Source organism: Halomonas sp. Ps84H-12 (assembly GCF_024124725.1).
Taxonomy (GTDB): Bacteria; Pseudomonadota; Gammaproteobacteria; order Pseudomonadales; family Halomonadaceae; genus Vreelandella; species Vreelandella aquamarina.
In genome coordinates this window covers 28,242-45,637 of the sequence record NZ_JAMXSJ010000020.1, presented here as the reverse complement: position 1 = coordinate 45,637, position 17,396 = coordinate 28,242, and the positions used below count along the sequence as shown (strand labels likewise).

Genomic DNA, 17,396 nt, shown 5'->3' with positions numbered 1-17,396 from the left:
TACGCACGGTGACTTTTGGCTTTCTTTGAGGGTGGCTCATGACCATTCGCGTTGCCTTGCATCACCGCACGACCTATCGCTTCGACCGCCCCGTCAAGCTCTCGCCCCATGTGATTCGTCTGCGTCCGCCCCCCCACTGCCGTACCCATATCGACGCCTATTCACTGAATATTTCAGGCGACGACCATTTCTTGAATTGGCAGCAGGATCCGTTCGGCAACTTCAATGCCCGCGTGGTGTTCCCCGAGCCACGTAAAGAGCTCACCATTGCCGTCGAACTCGTGGCCCCCATGACGGTGATCAACCCGTTCGATTTCTTTTTGGATGACGTCGCCCAAAAGATTCCGTTCACCTATCCCGACGAACTCAGCAAAGAGCTTGGCCCCTACCTAGAGGTAACCGAAGCGGGACCGCGACTCCTGGACTGGTTGAAAGACGTCTCTCTCGAACCGACCACCAGCGTCGATTTCCTCGTCGCCCTCAATCAGCGCCTGCAAAAGGACATCAGTTATTTGGTGCGTATGGAGCCTGGGGTACAAAGCTGTGAAGAGACGCTGACTCTGGCGAGCGGCTCCTGCCGCGACAGCGCTTGGCTATTGGTACAAATACTGCGTCATCTAGGCTTGGCGGCACGCTTCGTGTCGGGTTATTTGATTCAACTGACACCGGATGTGAAAGCGCTGGATGGTCCTAGCGGCACCGCCGTGGACTTTACCGACCTCCACGCCTGGACCGAAGTCTTTCTGCCCGGCGCTGGCTGGGTAGGACTGGACCCCACCTCTGGCCTGTTTGCAGGCGAAGGTCATATTCCACTCGCCGCTACGCCTACGACCGGCAGCGCCGCCGCCATCACTGGCTTTTCCGATAAGTGCGAGGTGGAGTTCGACGTCGAGATGCGCGTCGAGCGCATTCATGAAGACCCGCGCGTCACCAAACCCTATAGCGAGCAGCAGTGGCAACGCATTCTGACGCTGGGCGACGAGGTTGACCAAGCGCTCAACCAGCAAGACGTTCGACTGACCATGGGCGGCGAACCGACGTTCGTTTCCATCGACGACATGGAGAGCCCTCAGTGGAACACCGAAGCCTTGGGGGAGCACAAACGTGAACGCGCCGAAGCGCTATTGTCGCGCCTGCAGGCCGCCTACGCCCCTGGCAGCGTGATTCAGCAGCAGCAGGGCAAGTGGTATCCTGGCGAGCCGCTGCCCCGCTGGGCGCTGGCCTGCTACTGGCGTAAAGATGGGGTGCCGCTATGGCGCGACCCAAGCTGGCTGGCCTGCATGGAAGGTGCCCCCGACGTGGTGGCCGACGACACCATGGCTCAGCGCTTTACTCAAGCGCTGAGCGAACGTCTGGGTGTGGCTCATCGCTGCTGGATTCCTGCCTATGAGGATGCTTACTACTATTTGTGGAAAGAGCAAACGCTGCCGGTCAACGTAGACCCACGCAAAACCGATTTGAAAGATGACGCCGAACGCCGACGCCTTGCCCGCCTGCTGGAGCAGGATCTGAGCGCGGTCGTTGGCTATGCGCTGCCACTGCGCCACTCGATTGCCCAGTCACACCGTTGGGAGAGCGGACGCTGGCCGCTGAAACGCGACCACCTTTTCCTGGTACCCGGGGACTCGCCCATGGGGTTACGCCTTCCGCTCTCTGCCCTGCCCTGGGCCGACCCGGAAGACCAGCCCCAACCGCAGTCGCTGTTTGCTCCTCGCCCGGCGCTGGGCGACATTCACGGAGAGGTGGCGCGTCGTAACGCCGAACAGCACCGCTTCACCAGTGCTGAGCGCCTGGGCCAAAGCACCCATCCAAGCCATAGCCACCCGGAAGGCGAATCGGTACAGCAGCAACCTAGCGCCGAGGAGGATCGGGAGCACAAGATCATCCACACGAGTCTGTGCGTCGAACCCCGTGAAGGCAGGCTGCATATTTTTTTGCCGCCGCTGACTCAGCTCGAGCACTACCTCGACCTGCTCAGCAGTATCGAAGCGTGCGCCCGCGAACTTGCCTGCCCGGTCATGATCGAAGGCTACGCGCCGCCGCGCGATCCGCGGCTGGAAAGTTTCCAGATCACTCCCGACCCAGGCGTCATCGAAGTCAACATCATGCCTGCCGCCAGTTGGCAAACTCTGGTGGCACAAACCGAACGTCTCTACGATGAAGCACGCCAAGCGCGGTTAGGCACCGAAAAGTTCATGCTGGACGGTCGCCATACCGGTACCGGCGGCGGCAACCACGTCACTTTGGGCGGGATCACGCCGGACGATTCGCCGTTCTTGCGTCGCCCCGACCTGTTGGCCAGTCTGGTCACCTACTGGCAGCATCATCCCAGCCTGTCGTATCTTTTCTCGGGACTGTTCATTGGCCCTACCAGCCAGGCACCACGCGTCGATGAAGCGCGCCACGAAGCGCTCTACGAGCTGGAAATCGCTCTGCAGCAAATGCCCGAAGGCGAAGTAGTGCAACCCTGGCTGGTCGACCGTCTGCTGCGTCACTTGCTGACCGACTTGACCGGTAATACCCACCGTGCCGAGTTCTGTATCGATAAACTCTACTCGCCGGACAGCGACAGCGGACGCCTGGGTCTATTGGAGCTGCGCGGCTTCGAAATGCCTCCCCACGCGCGAATGGGCTTGATGCAGATGCTGCTGATTCGCGCGCTGGTCGCCCGCTGTTGGAAAACGCCCTACCGTGGCAAGCCGGTGCGCTGGGGAAGCGCGCTGCAAGACCGCTGGATGCTGCCCCACTATTTGTGGGAAGACCTGAACGACGTGCTCAGCGACCTGCGTCATCACGGATTCGACTTCGAGCTTGACTGGTTTGCGCCGTTCTTGGAGTTCCGATTCCCGGTGCACGGCCGTTTGCATACGCCGATGCTCTCGATCGAGCTTCGCCAAGCCATCGAGCCCTGGCACGTCCTCGGCGAAGAAGCGACTGCAGGCGGCACCGCGCGCTACGTCGACTCCTCGGTAGAGCGCTTGGAAGTCAAAGTCAGCGGCATGAGCGGTGATCGTTACGTCGTCACCTGTAACGGCCGCCCCGTGCCACTTACCGCCACCGGGCGTAATGGCGAAGCCGTGGCCGGCGTTCGTTATCGCGCCTGGCAGCCACCCTCGGCGCTGCACCCGAAAATCCCCATTCACGCACCACTAGTGTTCGATGTCATCGACACCTGGAACCAACGTTCAGTAGCCGGCTGCACTTACTATGTGGTACATCCCACAGGACGTAGCTTCGAGACCTTCCCTGTCAATGCGTTCGAAGCCGAAGCCCGCCGTTTGGGACGCTTCAGCGACAGTGGCCACCGCCATGGCTTTCAGGCCCCCGTACCGGAAAGGGCGAGCCAGGAGCTGCCTTGCACGCTCGATTTGCGCTGGAGCCCACGCTGATGGATGAAGAGTGCTTCCTTATCTGCGCTAGCTACAGGATAATCCGCCCCCTACTCGCTTAGGACAATCAGGATCATGACCGCCCCTGTCTCTCCCTCACTGCTCGGGCTCGGCGCTGCCGGGCTGGTTGAGGACTACACGAATCAGCTAGGCAAGGGACAGCCCGGCACGTTTGATGCGATGCTCGACCGGCAGGGGCAGTTGCGCCCCGGCTGGCAGAGCCTGCTCTGTGCCTTGGAAGCACTCGGCGCGGATGGCCGCTATCAGCAGCATGAAGAGATTCAGCGCCTGCTGGCAGAGAACGGCGTGATCTTTAACATGCACGAAGACACTCAGGGCCGCTCTTGGCGGCTCGATCCGCTTCCCTGGGTGATCGATCAGGTGCAGTGGCAAGCACTAGAGGTCGGCTTGACCCAGCGCACGCGCCTGTTCAATGCGCTCTACGACGATATTTATGGCCCGCGCACACTGTTCGATGCAGGGCTTCTTCCTACGCAGTCCATTCTCGCTTCGCCCCACTTTTTACTGCCTTGCCATGGCTCGCAACCCAGCGACCGTCCGTCGATCAGCTTTCACGGTATCGATGTCATTCAAGATACCGATGGGCGTTGGCGGGTGATGGGCGATCGCCTGCAGGCGCCGTCTGGCACTGGCTTCGCGCTGGAGAACCGCATACTCATGGCCCGCGCGCTGCCGGAAATGTATCGAAACGCCCCGCTCAAGCGGCTGGCGGGCTTTTTGGACAAATATCACCGTACGTTGACCGCGCTGGCCTACCAGCACCGTGACAATCCCACGATCGTGCTGCTCACCCCCGGCCCAGGCAGCCCACGCTACTTCGAGCACGCCTATTTGGCGAACTATCTCAATATCGATCTCGCCGAAGGCCAGGACATGGTGGTACGCGATAGCCAGCTATGGCTGCGTACCTTAGGAGGCCTGCAACCTGTGGATGTGGTGCTGCGCCACTGCGACGACGCTTACTGCGATCCGCTCGAACTACGCGGCGACTCTCAACTCGGCGTGCCTGGATTGCTACAAGCCACCCGCGCCAGCGGCGTGGCCATGTCGAATGCAGTCGGCGTTGGCGTGTTGGAAATGGCCGAGCTGGCCGACTATCTCCCTGCCTTATGCCAGCATCTACTCGGTGAGGAATTGCTACTGCCTAGTGCCGATGCCAGTACCCAACCAGCATCGGCCCCAGTGTTCGATGCCAACATGCAGCGGTTATCCCCCGCAACGCTGAACTTGCGCTGCTTCGTTACACGAATGCCTGGCAGCATCGCGACCCAGTGTCCGCAGCCTAGTGACTATCATGTCATGCCCGGCGGCCTGGCGTGGGTTGGTTCCCCGGGCTCACCATCGTTGAGCAGCCCGATCGTCAAAGATGTCTGGGTCACCGCGAATACGCCCCAACCCCATGTCAGCCAGCTACGCCAAGCGCGTGGCCCAGTGGTCGCCACCCGCGATGGCACCGACTTGCCCAGTCGGGTGGCCGAAAGTCTTTTTTGGCTGGGACGCTACGGCGAACGGCTGGATGCCCGCGCCCGCTTGCTGCGCGAAGCGCTGCTGCGTTTGATGGAGTACGACCAGGACGAGATCGCGGATCAACTGCTAGATGAGCTGCTGCTAGCCCTCGATATCACCACGCTCGACCATGAAGGGGAAAGCACCAAGCCGCCCCTGGTGGGCTTTGCGCAAAAGCGCACGGCGCTGCTGACCCAGTTCGATGAGCGCGACGCCCAAGCCTTGCAGCCACTGTTCGCCCAAATGCTGCGTAACGCTCGCAGCGTGCGCGAACATCTGGGAGATGACTCCTGGCGAGTGGTACACCAACTGCGACAGCGGGTAGACACGTTCAACCCGAGCCTGGGTGCCAGCGCGGCGCGGCGTGCCTGCGAAGGGCTGTCGGCGCAAATTGCCGCCTTTTTTGGCTTGTGCAACGAAACCATGCCCCACCATTACGGCTGGCGTTTCATGGACATTGGCCGCTTCCTGGATCGCGTGTTAGGCCTGCTGTCGCTGCTCAAACTCACTCTCAACGCTCCCCACTCACCGGGGCTGGCGCTATGGGAGGTGGTGCTCGCCACCACCGATAACTTTACGGCCTACCGGCGACGCTACCGAAGCGAGCTGCACCCCGAAGCGATTCTTGACCTGCTGCTCTTCGACGAAACCAACCCGCGCTCGGTGGGCTACATGCTCAAACGTCTGGAACGGCAGATGGATCGGCTGCCCGGCAGCTCGTCGCCCTACCGAAATGCCGAGCGACGTTTGCTCATTCAAGCCAACGCCGCTCTGCATCTCGCCGACATCGACCGAATTAGCCACTTGGCCGATACTCCAGATGCGCAGGCCGCGCTGGAGCAACTGTTGGACGAGCTGATTGCGCCGCTCAATGCGCTCTCTGATGCCATTAGCCACAGCCACTTCAGCCACGTGGAACGGCCGCGCCAACTTGTCAGCATGGAGCCCGACGAATGAACTACACCTTGCGGCACACCACACGCTACCACTACAGCGCACCGGTGACGCTCTGTCATAGCGAGGCCCGGGTACTGCCACGTAAAACCCAGCACCAGCAGTGTGGTGCCTCGGAACTGACGATCAGCCCAATGCCTCAGGTGCAGGCCGAGCGCCGCGATGTGTTTGGCAATCGAGTGCTCTACTTCGCACTGGAAGACGTGCACCAAACGCTGGATGTGACCGTCGTGACGCCGCTCAACACTCAACCGCTCGGGCCATTGCCGAGCAGCTCTCCGGCGTGGGAGCGTGTAGCCGAGCAGTTGCGCAACGACAGCCGCTTCGATATGCAGCTCTACCGGCTCGACTCGCCGTTCATTCGTCGTAACGATGAGCTGGCGGCCTTTGCGCGCAGCTGTTTCACTCCCGGCCGACCGCTGGTCGATGCCGCGCTAGCGCTCAATCAGTCGATTTACGACACCTTCGAGTACGACCCCAGCTTTACCACGTTGGCCACACCATTGAGTGAGGTGCTGGCTAACCGACGGGGGGTCTGCCAAGATTTTGCCCACCTCGCCATTGGCGCACTGCGCTCGGTGGGCTTGGCGGCACGCTATGTAAGCGGCTACTTGGAGACTCAGCCGCCACCTGGCCAACCACGACTCATTGGCGCCGATGCCTCCCACGCGTGGCTAGCCGCGTGGATTCCGGACTGGGGGTGGCTAGCGCTGGATCCAACCAACGGTACGGTAGCCGGTGAACAGCACCCAGTGCTGGCTTGGGGGCGAGATTATGCGGACGTGGCACCACTCAAAGGCGTGATGAATGGCGGCGGCGACCACCAGCTCGAGGTGGAGGTAGACGTAATGCCCCTCACGGACAACAGCGCGGCCTAAACCGCGCGTGCGAGACGATCACCGTTGAATCAATCCGTTAGTCAACCATGGCAACCACGCCAGCAGGACCAGCGTGACCAGGGTGGCCAGTAAAAAGGGCAGCAACGCTCGGAAGATTTTTAGCGGCGGTGCGCCGGTCATGGAAGAGGCAATGAACAGCCCAGCTCCCACCGGGGGCGTCAGCAAGCCCATTACCAAGGTTAAGCAGACCACCACGCCAAACTGATAAGGGCTAATCGCAAACTGGCTCTGGGCGATAGGCATCAAAATGGGCACTACCAAAATCAGCGCGGCAATCCCATCGATCACCATTCCCACTAGCAGCAGCGCCCCAATCACCAACAGCAAAAAAAGAAACGGACTACTGGTCAACGCAGCAATCCATTCAGCGGCCATTTGCGGCAGTTGCTCGTAGATCACTACCCAGCCAAACACACCCGCTGCGGCAATCAGCATGATGACAAGACCGGCATTGATCGCCGTGCGTGTGAGTACCATGGGAAGCTGCGTCAAACGCAGATCACCATACACGAAGCGCCCCATCAGCAGCGCCGCCAGCGAGGCCAGTGCCGCCGATTCCGTGGGCGTGGCGATACCCAACAAAATGCCGCCGATGATAATCACGGGAATCAGCAGTGCGGGCAACCCCCATAACGCATCATGCAGCGCTTGTTGACGGCTCGGCCACTGCCCTTTCGGGTACTGCTGCACCAGCCCCACCAAAGCGATGACCACAAAAAAACTTGCGCCCAACAAAAGCCCTGGTAACAGCCCTGCAATAAACATCTCTGCAATGGGCACCTGAGCCATGACCCCAAATAGCACGAACAGCATGGAGGGCGGGATGATCGGCGATAGCAGGCCCCCTGCGGCGGTGATCGCCGCGCTGTAGGGGGTATCGTAACCTTCCTGCTCCATTGCAGGCACCATGGCGCGAGACATGATGGCGATTTGTGACGCCGCCGAACCAATGATCGCCGCCATCATCATGTTGGCCACCAAGTTGATATAGGCCAAGCCGCCGCGAAAGCCTCCCACCAAAATGCGCGCCAGAGCAATCAATCGCTTGGTCAACCCGCCCTCGTTCATCAACTCCCCGGCCAGCATAAATAGCGGAATCGCCAGCAAGCCGTAGCTTTCAATGGCGCTAAACAGCTGCTGCGGGTAGGAATCAAACAGCACCGTATTGCCAGAGGCCTGGATATACCACATCGCCGTAAGCGCCAGCACTAGCGCAATAGGCACCGCTCCCAGTAGCAGCAGCAAGAACACCGCGACCGTCATACCCGCCCCCTTAATGCCATTAGCGATTGCGTCAGGTTCGCCACGCCGTGCAGGCTCAGCGAGAGCGCAAACCAAGGCACAATCAGCCACGCCCAGAACTTTTTAATGCCCAGGGTGGAGGTGTTTTCCGCATAGATAAAATTAAACGTTTGCCCCTGAAACGCCTGGGTATCGAAGCCGGTTTGGGCCAGCGTCAGCGGCTGGTACCAGCCCCAGCAGAGCCAGACCAGCAGCAGGGCAAACAACAGCACCATGGCATCCACCGCCACGCCGACCAGCTTTCTACCCGTTGGCGGCAGCAGGTCGCTCACCAGTGTCACCGCGATGCCCTGGCGGCGTTTCAACACCGCCCCAGCAATCAAGAACGTCATCCAGATCATGGCGTAAATCGCCAGTTCACTGACCCAGTACAGCGGGCTGCCCAGCGCGCGAAAGGCGATATTTGTGAGAATTAAACACGTCACCGCCGCTGCCAAGGCAGCGGCGGTGATCTCTTCACAACGGGCAAGCCCTTTGGAAAGGCGTTGCAACATGATGATTAAAGGCCTTTATCAACGGCTTGTTTGACGTTAAGGATTACTCGTCGCGCAGGCGGTCAGCCTCGGCGCGCAGGGTTTCCAACATAGGGGCTTTCGGTGCCCAAATACTTTCCCACTCGGCAATCGCCTCAGAAAAGAACTCGGCATCGGCTTCGACAATATTGATGTCCAACCCGCGAATTTCCTCTTCCTGAGCGGCGTCCATCTCCTCAAACCCCGTCAATACGTTCTCCAGGTGTTCGGACATGGCGGTATCAATCAGCTCACGGTCTTCTTCAGAGAGCTCGCGCCATACCCGCCCAGACACCACCCCTACCATCGGGAACATCATATGGTTGGAGATCAGCAGATTGTTCGCCTGCTCGTAGAATTTCAGAATCAGAATGGAGTCGAAGTCCATGTCGATGGCGTCGACCTGCCCATTGGCGAGAGCATCATACACTTCCAACAAAGGCATGGGCGCAGGAGCGGCGCCAGTCGCGGTGTAGAAGTCACGGATCGGCTCGAAGGGCGTGATACGTAGCCGCTGGCCTTGCAGATCGTCAGCGCTTTCGATAGGACTGCGGCTCAACACTTGGCGCATGCCCACCATGCCGTAACCCACACCGACCAAGCCAACACCTTCCGGCATCAGATCCAGCAACTCTCCGGCGGCATCGGAACGCAGCAGACGCGCGGCATGGTTCACGTCATCCACCAAATAAGGGGCGTAGAGCGCGCCGAAATCAGGAATGCGGTTGGAGATTTCAGCAATGGTCAGAAACGCCATGTCCAGCGCGCCGGTTTGCAGTTGCTGCACCATCTGCGCTTCGTTACCTAGCTGCTGAGCTGGAAACACGCTAACGCTATGCTCACCGCCTGAGCGCTCGCTCAGCGTTTGGGCAAACGCTTCGGCTTCGGTAGACCACAAGTGCTGGGCGGGCGTAATCAGCCCTAGACGAAAATCACGTGCCTGGGCGCTGATAGAGGTAACGGCCAGGGTCACTGCGGCACAGGCAAGCGTCAGCGTTTTCATTCGGTTCATGCAAAGCCTCATTGTCCAGCCAAAGTGCCGGTCGGCGCTTTGGGTATTTTTTTACTTAGTCGGCTTTGAGAATACCTGAGCGGTAGCGTTAATGGCACCCGCCATTGCGCTAACGCAGCGTCGCAATGACGGGTAGGCATCCACTGCCCTAGGCGGCTTCGTAGGCCGCTTTCAAGCGGTAAAACTCGTCGACGATGGCCGCCATTTCGGTAGCATCGTAGTCGCACAGACCGCTCACCACGAGCTTCTTTGAGCCCACACCGACCGCTTCACCAGCCGATTCGATGGAAAACTCCAGCAGCGCGTCGGCACGCTTTCCCTGTACGTCCAACGAGGATTGTGTAAGCGCCAAATGAGGCGAAAAGCCATCCAAGCGATCCAGGCAGAACCCCATGCTGTCGTAGATCACTAACGGACGCTTGGGATTGAACATCACCCCATGCTGCTCCATGAGCGGCTTGAGATAGTGGGGAAAATTCTTACCCGAGAAGGCGACGTAGCAGCGGGCAAAGCCTTCGACCACCGCCTCATCACGCGTCATATCGCCGCTGCGGACGACCTGTAAATAGCATTTACCGCTGTCGTCACAAACGTGAATATCCCCGTCAACGGTTTCACTAAACTTGATCGGTGTGTCGGCACCCACCATATTGGTGAAGCGAAATTCCATTTGTCGCGACAGCCCAAACTTCACCAGCACCAGCGTAAACAGCAGGTCGCCGGGCACGCAGAAACGCCGCGCATCCGGGTTGTGAATCGGGTTGTAGTCGCCAGCCACGCTTTTAGCGAAGCGGCTGGCCTGCTCCGCGGAGATCACCACATACTCTCCGCGCTGCGCGTAAAAATCCTTGAACATGGCTTTGCTGCCTGCCTAGCGTTGAAATCGAAAACCCATAACTGCCCCACGTCGCGCATAATGCCATAAAACACGCGCCAACAGGAGTCATCTGCTAGGAAGCCCGTATGTCCCGTGACACGCCCGCTGCACCACGTCGTTTTCGCCCACTGATCGTCCTGCTGTTTGGCGCGCTAGCCCTCGTGCTGATCTGGCTAGTAGGCAGCCACTGGCTGCTTAACAGCCAATGGCTACCGCAACGACTCTCCACCATCGAAGGGGTCGAGGTACGCTGGACGAACGCCCAGAGCCTTCACCCTGGCCGTTGGGAAGTCGACAACCTCTACCTAGCCCGAGAAGACGAGGCGCTACCGATTACCGTCGAGGCCAGCCAAGCCACCCTGTCGCTATCGCTGCTTGCCCTGCTGCGCGGAGAGCTACATATTCAAGCACTGGAAGCGAACGGCATTCGCCGCTTTACCATCGGGGACATTGCCCTGGAAGCAGAGGGCCAGCTGAAGGTCGAGGATACCCAGTTCAGCCAAGAGACCCTCAGCGTGCCTTATGTAGGCTTGGATATTACCCAGGGCCGCCTCGTCCGCTTGAGCGATCAAACCACGCTGGTGCAGGACATTCAGCTACGCAGTACGGCGTCACTGGACTCACTGTCCACCCAGCAAAGTAACGATGCGCTGACGGAGGCGCTGCTCGACGCCCTCACCGCCCAGCTTGCCATCACGGCTCAAGCCGACGCTTGGGATGTGTTCATGCCTTACTTAGAGGCACTGCCCTGGCTAAGCTTGGCAGGCAGCGGCGTGTTGGAAGGCGAGCTTGCGCTCGCCGAGGGCCAACTGCAGCCGGACAGCGAACTGACGTTAGCAGCCCCCGAGCTGGCCCTCTCGATGGATGAGCAGCGCTTGAGAAGTACCGATAACACGCGCCGCTGGCTGGTAGCGGATGACACACCGCCGCCGCATACCGCCACGGGCCAGGGGCGCGTCAGACTCGCCGTGGAAGAGGGTCAACTGCGCTTCACGACCCAGTTGGAAAACGTCACGCTAGCCGATACGCATCCCTACGCGACGAATACCCAGCTCGCCCTCGCTACCCACATTCCCAATCAGCGCCTGGATCAGCTCGACTTGCCCACCCGTGCGTCATTTGAGCTATCGGGCGAAGTGACACGACTCGACATGCTCGACCGCTATCTCGCAACGGCTTTCGATGGCCAAGGGGTTCGGCTTTCCGGCCAGGGGAGCATCACCGCCAGCGCGACGCTCCAGGATGCACGCCCTTACGAAGCATCGCTAACCGTTCAAGCCCCCACGCTAGGCGCAGAGCTGCTCGAACTCACCGCGCAAGGCAGCGGTACCCTCGACGCGGCGCTCTCTACTAAGGAACAGATAACGGCAAAACTGGCCTTCACGGACGCCACGCTGCGCCATCAGGAGCGCACCTTGCTGGCAAACGCAGCGCTAACACTAGCGGCACAAAGCCCCCTCGACCCCGAGCAGGCCCAACAAAGTGCCACGGCGCAACTGAGCTGGGAAGACGCCACGCTGCCCAATATCCAAACGCTACAACCCTACCTTGCGTCGGTGTTGCCCAGCCCTTCTCCGCTTACGTTAAACAGTGGCACGGCCACCAGCCATGGGCAGCTAATCCTCACGACCGAGCAACTAAGCGGAGAGCTTCATCTAGCCGGCAACGCGCTGACCACCGGCTGGCAACGTAGCGGGCAGCGCGGCACCTTGGTGAGCAATACGCAGCTCACACTGGCGATTCGCCAAGCGGCGCTGGATGGCACGGAGATGGACATCAGCGGCTCGCGGTTAAGCTGGCAGGTGGCCGACCCGCAACGTCCCGGCGAAGCGCTGGAGAGCACGCTGGTGCTGCGCGACGGTCGCTTTCAGCGCCAAAACGCCACCCCAAGCGGGCAGTTCACACTGGAGGGCAGCGTGCAGCGGCTGGGGTTTCTCAACACGTTTTTACCGGATGCCCACGGCGTATCTCTTTCCGGCAACGGTCAGCTTTTTTTGCAAGGCGCGTTTATAGACGACACGCTGCAAGCCCCTACGCGGCTGCGGGTCAATGCTAACCAGTTGGAAGTGACGTTTCTCGACTACTTGGCCACCGGGCGCGGCGAGCTGACCGCCCAGTTAGATAGCCCCGAGCAGGCACAGCTTTCGCTAGGCATTCCACAGTTTGCCCTACGGCGACAAGATGATGACCGCCCGCATCTGGAAGGCCGCCACTTTGCGCTCACCACCCAAACCGACCGCTTTAGTGACGTGCTGGACTCACCCGCTCCCGAACACTTCACCACCCGAGTTGCGCTGCCAATTACCGAGGTGCCGGACATTGCCCGCTACAACCGCTATTTAGCAGAAGATGCAGGGGTTGAGCTACTCTCCGGCAGTGCCAGCCTAACCAGCGAATGGCTGCTAGAGGGGCGGCGCGCCCAAGGTGATATCACGCTGCGCGCTTTCGACACCGAGATGGCGCTAATGGAGCAGCGCCTGAGGGGCGATGTAACGCTGCACCTACAGCTCACCGAGGGCGATATCGAGACGCGCCGCTTTGTCGCCAATGACTCCTACCTGCGCCTGGAAAACGTTTTTCGCCGAAGCGACGACGGCACTCAGGATGCGGGCTGGTGGGTACAGCTCACCATGGAGGAGGCGCAACTGGAGTGGAGTGATCCGATTCAACTCACTAGCCAGCTACGTTTAGGGATGCGCGATACGGGGCTCTTGGCACGGCTCTTTCTCGCCCGCGCCCGGGAGAGCGACTGGCTGGGTAGGCTACTGAACGTGCATGACATCCATGGCAGTGCGGCACTGGCGATGAGCGGTGAGCAAATACGCCTGCATGACCTCACGCTCACAGGCGGGCCGCTGCGACTGCTCTCCGATGTGACCCTAGCCAACGGCCAAGCCAATGGCGCGCTCTATGCCCGGCTTGGTGCCGTGGGCCTTGGCGTGGAGCTGAACGACAGCGAACCGGCCCTGCGTGTACTCCAGCCCAAGCGCTGGTTTGACCGCTGGCGGGAGGCCCAGCGCTTTCCAAGGCCTTAGCGGCGCGTGCGCTCCCGACGAATCATCCGTACACGCTCTTTGGCCTTTTGCGGTGTCGACAGCGGCGCGTTGGCGTCTTGGTGTTTAGGCGGCAGCGTGACCCAGGCAAACACCGGCAAAGCCAAGTGCCAATGAATTGCCGCTAAGCGCAGCCCCAGTGTCACACTGAGCGAGGCGGCAATGGCGATAGTCAGTGGCGCATCGAGCGCCTGCAGCGCGACATAGACAATCCCGCCCGCCATGGCAGCGGTGGCGTAAATCTCTTCGCGCAGCACCATGGGCACCCGCTGGGCCAGCACATCACGAATCATGCCTCCCGCCACACCGGTCATCATGCCCATGAGTACCGCTACCACCCCCGACGTGCCCAGCAGCAGCGCCTTGTGGGTACCGATCACGGTAAACAGTGCCAGGCCGAAGGCATCCGCGATGGGTAAAAAACCCCGAGACAGACGATGGATATAGTGAAATCCCACCAACGACACGCCCACCGTGGCGAGGATGACCCACAGATACGTGGGGTCGGTGACCCAGAACACCGGCCGGACACCCAGCACCAGATCTCGCAGCGTACCGCCCCCAATGCCCGTCACCGCCGCCAGCACCAGCATACCGAACGGGTCCATCCGTGAACGGCAGGCCAAAATCACGCCCGACAGGGCAAACACGATCACACCCGCCATATCCAACCCATAAATCACACCCGACACGCGGCTCTCCTTTTCATTACTTTCTTTTCATTACTTCCTTTTCACTCGTCCCCATCTACCCATGCCATGTCTATAAAGCTATGGGGGGATCGCTAAATCAGGTGCGGAGGATAACACCCAATTGAATTGGTCTAACTATTTACTATGAATATCACAACCATGCTTATGTCACTGCCAAAGCAGTGGTACGTTGTCCTATAAAATGTGTATTGGCATCAGGAGCGTATATGGATTGGAACCCTGCCTATAGCTGGCTAGTGCTCGCCCTACTGTTGAGCCTAGCCGAACTGACCTCTGGCGCGATGGTGCTGTTGGCGCTCGGCATCGCTGCGGCGCTCACCGCCGCCGTCACGGCTTTGGGGCTATCGCTGCCCTGGCAGTTGCTCAGCATGGGCATCTTTGCGGGAGTGCTGGTGCCATTAGGCGTAATGGTGATTCGGCCACGCTTCTCTCCCAAAGGGGTTGCCTACGGCACCACTGGTACCGGCGTAGAAAAAGGCAACCGCTATACCACGCTGCTGAGAGATTACGACAATGCCACTGGGATTAAAGTGAACGGCGATTTCTACCGTATACGTGTGCTCGAAAGTGGCCAAACAGAGCTGCCCGAAGGCACTCAGGTCGTGTTCAAACACTTTGAAGGTACGACCGCTTTGGTGAATGTATCATCACCTGAAACACTCGATAGTGAACGCAATACGCCCAACACCAAGGAGTTTTAAAATGGACTTACCGATTAGCCCCGGCCTATTGATTAGCCTGATTATTGTCATCATTGGCATTTTGATCATCTCGAAAGGCTTGGTGATTGTTCGCCAGTCGGAAGTGATGGTGATTGAACGCCTCGGCTCTTTTCACCGCGTGTTAGAGAGCGGCATTAATATCATCATTCCATTTATCGAACAGCCCCGCGCCATCACCATGCTGCGCTATCGCAAAATGGGCGAGGAGTACACGGCCATCACTACCGATGAGACCCGCATCGACCGCCGCGAGACAGTGATGGATTTCCCCGGCCAACCCGTGGTGACCACGGACAACGTCACCGTGCGCATCAACGGCGCGCTGTATTACCAGATCATCGATCCCAAGCGGGCGGTCTATGAAGTCGAAAACATGAGCCAAGCCGTCGAGGTATTGGCGAAAACCACGCTCCGCTCGGTGGTGGGTAAGATGGAGTTGGATAAACTGTTCGAGTCCCGCGCGGAGGTCAACAACGAGATTCAGGCGGCGATGGAAGAGCCCGCCTCCAAGTGGGGCGTCAAGATCTCCCGTGTGGAAGTGCAGGATATCGCCATGCCGGAAGAGGTCGAGTCGGCCATGCGCCTGCAGATGGCAGCCGAGCGGAAGCGTCGCGCCACCGTGACCGAAGCCGAGGGTGAAAAATCGGCCGCCATTGCCATGGCCCAAGGCCAGCGTGAATCCGCCATCTTGAATGCCCAGGGCGATAAAGAGTCTGCCATTCTGCGCGCCCAGGGTGAGCAGGAGTCCATCAAGCTGGTGCTGAGCGCTATTGGCGATAGCGAAGAGAACAAGCGCACGGTGGTAGGTTACCTGCTTGGCCAAAGCTATATCAAAGTGTTGCCCACCATGGCGAAAGACGGCGAGCGAGTCTTCGTGCCTTACGAATCTTCGGCTCTGCTGGGCTCCATGGGCATGTTCCGGGAAATGGCAGGCTCCCCAGAAGACACCGTGTCTCATCATTTAAAAAGCCGCTCCGGTCAGGAAAGCGGCTTGAGAAGTGGCATCGTCGGTGGTGCCAGTAGCAGCTAACGCGTTACGTATTAAGCCACTGGCACGGCACTACTCAACCTATAATGCCGTGTCGTTGGCTTGAAAATGCTCCATGAACACTTGGTAGTCTTGAGTAACACAGTCGGCATAGGCCTTAGCAAGCGTTGCGACCACGCCAATAAACTGCTCCTCACGCCCTTCTAATCGCTGGCATACCGCGTTGGCAAACGGTGCGGCTTTGCCTCGGTTAAGCGCCTGCGCGCCGCGCAGGTGTTCCCGGGCCAGAATCTCACCCCACTGCCGTGCCAGCTTGCGGTAGGCTTTACCGCTAGAAAGCTTATGGGTGGGATAGTCTTTTTTGAACGGTGATCGCTCGCGTACCGAAAACACCTTGCCGTTCATGGTCAACCAGCCAAGGTAGGCATCCGGGTGTTCGGCAATGGCATGGAACGCCGCGGCATGGCGAATGCCTTCATTGGGAAACAGCTTGCGCCACGCCTGCTGCTGCGCTTTGTCCATCAGACGATAGGCTTCTGGCGTGACCTGCTCTTTGATGTCTAGGATCACATCGTCGTGCTCGTGATCCGCACCGCCTTCGATCAGCACATAGTACCGCTCGACGCCCAACGACCCAGTGCCTGCATCCAAACGCCGTGCGGTGTCTTTGACGCGGAAGTGCTGCGGGTCGCTCTCCTTGATGGGGTGCTGCAGCGTTTGCTGATACTCCTGCTCGACGATGCGGCTAAGCTGGCTTGCTACATCGGCAGGCAGGTTGGCGAGCTTACCGGGGCGCTCGGCAAACTGACGCCCTTTATCTGGGTCTAGCGTCGTCCACTTCTCCAGCATGCGGGCACGGCTCTGCTTATCGGCCACCTTGCCCATAAACGACTTAAGTGGATCCTTGGCGTTGTCCAGCGTGATCGCGTGGATCGCCACGTCATCCTCACGATGAACGCTAAGGGTGTCCATATACCCTTCCAGCAGCTTGTTCAGCGCTTTATCAATGGCTTTAGGGCTTAGCTCAGCGTTCTCACGGGCATCCAACACGAGGCTAATCGCCAGCCGCCACACGTCGTACTGGTAATCCCCAATCAACGCATCGTCGAAGTCATCCATGCCGTAGCGCACTTGGTCATCGTGGTGGCCGTATGCGCCAAAGTTGTAGGCATGGGCATCGCCCTGAAGCCAGGTTTGCGTATTCGGCCAACCGCCGAACAGCGCAAAGCGCCAGTCGTGCCATACGTCTTGCCAATAAAGGTGATTTGAGCCTCGAAAGAATCGATAGGGAGAGGCCGCCATTTTGGCGTATTTCGCCTGCCGATGCGCCGTGCTCAGCGGTGCATTCGCCTGTTGAATGGCCTCAATGACCTGTTGAGGGCGGTTATGTCCAGTCAATGCGTGGCTCATTGCAGTGCCTTTGTCAGTAGTGCATTAAAACGCTCTGA

The 17,396-nt window shown here is 59.5% G+C and carries 12 protein-coding genes; 6 read left to right on the top strand and 6 right to left on the bottom strand.

All coding sequences use genetic code 11. From position 1 onward, the window contains the following. Positions 1 to 38 precede the first annotated feature (38 nt). From NH344_RS11020 to NH344_RS11010, 3 genes are all read left to right on the top strand, one after another. Complete coding sequence (locus tag NH344_RS11020) at positions 39 to 3,389, top strand: transglutaminase family protein (RefSeq protein ID WP_253027909.1); 3,351 nt, start codon at positions 39 to 41, stop codon at positions 3,387 to 3,389. A gap of 75 nt (positions 3,390 to 3,464) precedes the next feature. Continuing rightward, the gene (locus tag NH344_RS11015; RefSeq protein WP_253027908.1) at positions 3,465 to 5,873 is read left to right on the top strand and encodes a circularly permuted type 2 ATP-grasp protein; all 2,409 of its coding nucleotides are present in this window, start codon (positions 3,465 to 3,467) and stop codon (positions 5,871 to 5,873) included. Beyond that, complete coding sequence (locus NH344_RS11010; protein ID WP_044629241.1) at positions 5,870 to 6,748, top strand: transglutaminase family protein; 879 nt, start codon at positions 5,870 to 5,872, stop codon at positions 6,746 to 6,748. Before NH344_RS11015 ends, NH344_RS11010 begins: the two co-directional genes overlap by 4 nt. A gap of 18 nt (positions 6,749 to 6,766) precedes the next feature. On the opposite strand, the gene NH344_RS11005 is transcribed toward NH344_RS11010, so the two are convergent. The 4 genes from NH344_RS11005 to NH344_RS10990 form a co-directional block, all read right to left on the bottom strand. Further along, the gene (locus tag NH344_RS11005; RefSeq protein ID WP_253027907.1) at positions 6,767 to 8,032 is read right to left on the bottom strand and encodes a TRAP transporter large permease; all 1,266 of its coding nucleotides are present in this window, start codon (positions 8,030 to 8,032) and stop codon (positions 6,767 to 6,769) included. Beyond that, complete coding sequence (locus NH344_RS11000) at positions 8,029 to 8,565, bottom strand: TRAP transporter small permease subunit (RefSeq protein ID WP_089675139.1); 537 nt, start codon at positions 8,563 to 8,565, stop codon at positions 8,029 to 8,031. Before NH344_RS11000 ends, NH344_RS11005 begins: the two co-directional genes overlap by 4 nt. A gap of 43 nt (positions 8,566 to 8,608) precedes the next feature. Then, entirely contained in the window at positions 8,609 to 9,595 is a 987-nt protein-coding gene (locus tag NH344_RS10995; protein WP_253027906.1) for a TRAP transporter substrate-binding protein, read from the bottom strand. A gap of 148 nt (positions 9,596 to 9,743) precedes the next feature. Continuing rightward, positions 9,744 to 10,451 (bottom strand): DUF3581 family protein, encoded by a 708-nt coding sequence (locus NH344_RS10990; RefSeq protein ID WP_044629245.1) that lies wholly within the window; start codon positions 10,449 to 10,451, stop codon positions 9,744 to 9,746. A 107-nt stretch (positions 10,452 to 10,558) separates the two neighbouring features. Between NH344_RS10990 and NH344_RS10985 the strand changes: the two genes are divergently transcribed. After that, positions 10,559 to 13,507 (top strand): hypothetical protein, encoded by a 2,949-nt coding sequence (locus NH344_RS10985; RefSeq protein WP_137093498.1) that lies wholly within the window; start codon positions 10,559 to 10,561, stop codon positions 13,505 to 13,507. On the opposite strand, the gene NH344_RS10980 is transcribed toward NH344_RS10985, so the two are convergent. Then, positions 13,504 to 14,217: a trimeric intracellular cation channel family protein gene (locus NH344_RS10980; RefSeq protein ID WP_082051437.1), complete on the bottom strand. Its 714-nt coding sequence runs from the start codon at positions 14,215 to 14,217 to the stop codon at positions 13,504 to 13,506. The genes NH344_RS10985 and NH344_RS10980 overlap by 4 nt on opposite strands. 227 nt (positions 14,218 to 14,444) lie before the next feature. Between NH344_RS10980 and NH344_RS10975 the strand changes: the two genes are divergently transcribed. Beyond that, entirely contained in the window at positions 14,445 to 14,939 is a 495-nt protein-coding gene (locus NH344_RS10975; protein WP_058576881.1) for an NfeD family protein, read from the top strand. A gap of 1 nt (position 14,940) precedes the next feature. Continuing rightward, positions 14,941 to 15,990, top strand: coding sequence for an SPFH domain-containing protein (locus NH344_RS10970; RefSeq protein ID WP_137093500.1), 1,050 nt, complete (start codon positions 14,941 to 14,943; stop codon positions 15,988 to 15,990). Between the two features lie 39 nt (positions 15,991 to 16,029). Here the strand turns inward: NH344_RS10970 and NH344_RS10965 are convergent, their stop codons facing one another. Beyond that, complete coding sequence (locus tag NH344_RS10965) at positions 16,030 to 17,358, bottom strand: DUF2252 family protein (protein WP_044629249.1); 1,329 nt, start codon at positions 17,356 to 17,358, stop codon at positions 16,030 to 16,032. Positions 17,359 to 17,396: the final 38 nt, after the last annotated feature.

Coding starts and splice junctions, on each gene's coding strand:
- NH344_RS11020 (WP_253027909.1), top strand. CDS start 39: ATGACCATTCGCGTTGCCTTGCATCACCGCACGACCTATCGCTTCGAC.
- NH344_RS10965 (WP_044629249.1), bottom strand. CDS start 17,358: ATGAGCCACGCATTGACTGGACATAACCGCCCTCAACAGGTCATTGAG.
- NH344_RS10985 (WP_137093498.1), top strand. CDS start 10,559: ATGTCCCGTGACACGCCCGCTGCACCACGTCGTTTTCGCCCACTGATC.
- NH344_RS10995 (WP_253027906.1), bottom strand. CDS start 9,595: ATGAACCGAATGAAAACGCTGACGCTTGCCTGTGCCGCAGTGACCCTG.
- NH344_RS11005 (WP_253027907.1), bottom strand. CDS start 8,032: ATGACGGTCGCGGTGTTCTTGCTGCTGCTACTGGGAGCGGTGCCTATT.
- NH344_RS10990 (WP_044629245.1), bottom strand. CDS start 10,451: ATGTTCAAGGATTTTTACGCGCAGCGCGGAGAGTATGTGGTGATCTCC.
- NH344_RS11010 (WP_044629241.1), top strand. CDS start 5,870: ATGAACTACACCTTGCGGCACACCACACGCTACCACTACAGCGCACCG.
- NH344_RS10975 (WP_058576881.1), top strand. CDS start 14,445: ATGGATTGGAACCCTGCCTATAGCTGGCTAGTGCTCGCCCTACTGTTG.
- NH344_RS11015 (WP_253027908.1), top strand. CDS start 3,465: ATGACCGCCCCTGTCTCTCCCTCACTGCTCGGGCTCGGCGCTGCCGGG.
- NH344_RS10970 (WP_137093500.1), top strand. CDS start 14,941: ATGGACTTACCGATTAGCCCCGGCCTATTGATTAGCCTGATTATTGTC.
- NH344_RS11000 (WP_089675139.1), bottom strand. CDS start 8,565: ATGTTGCAACGCCTTTCCAAAGGGCTTGCCCGTTGTGAAGAGATCACC.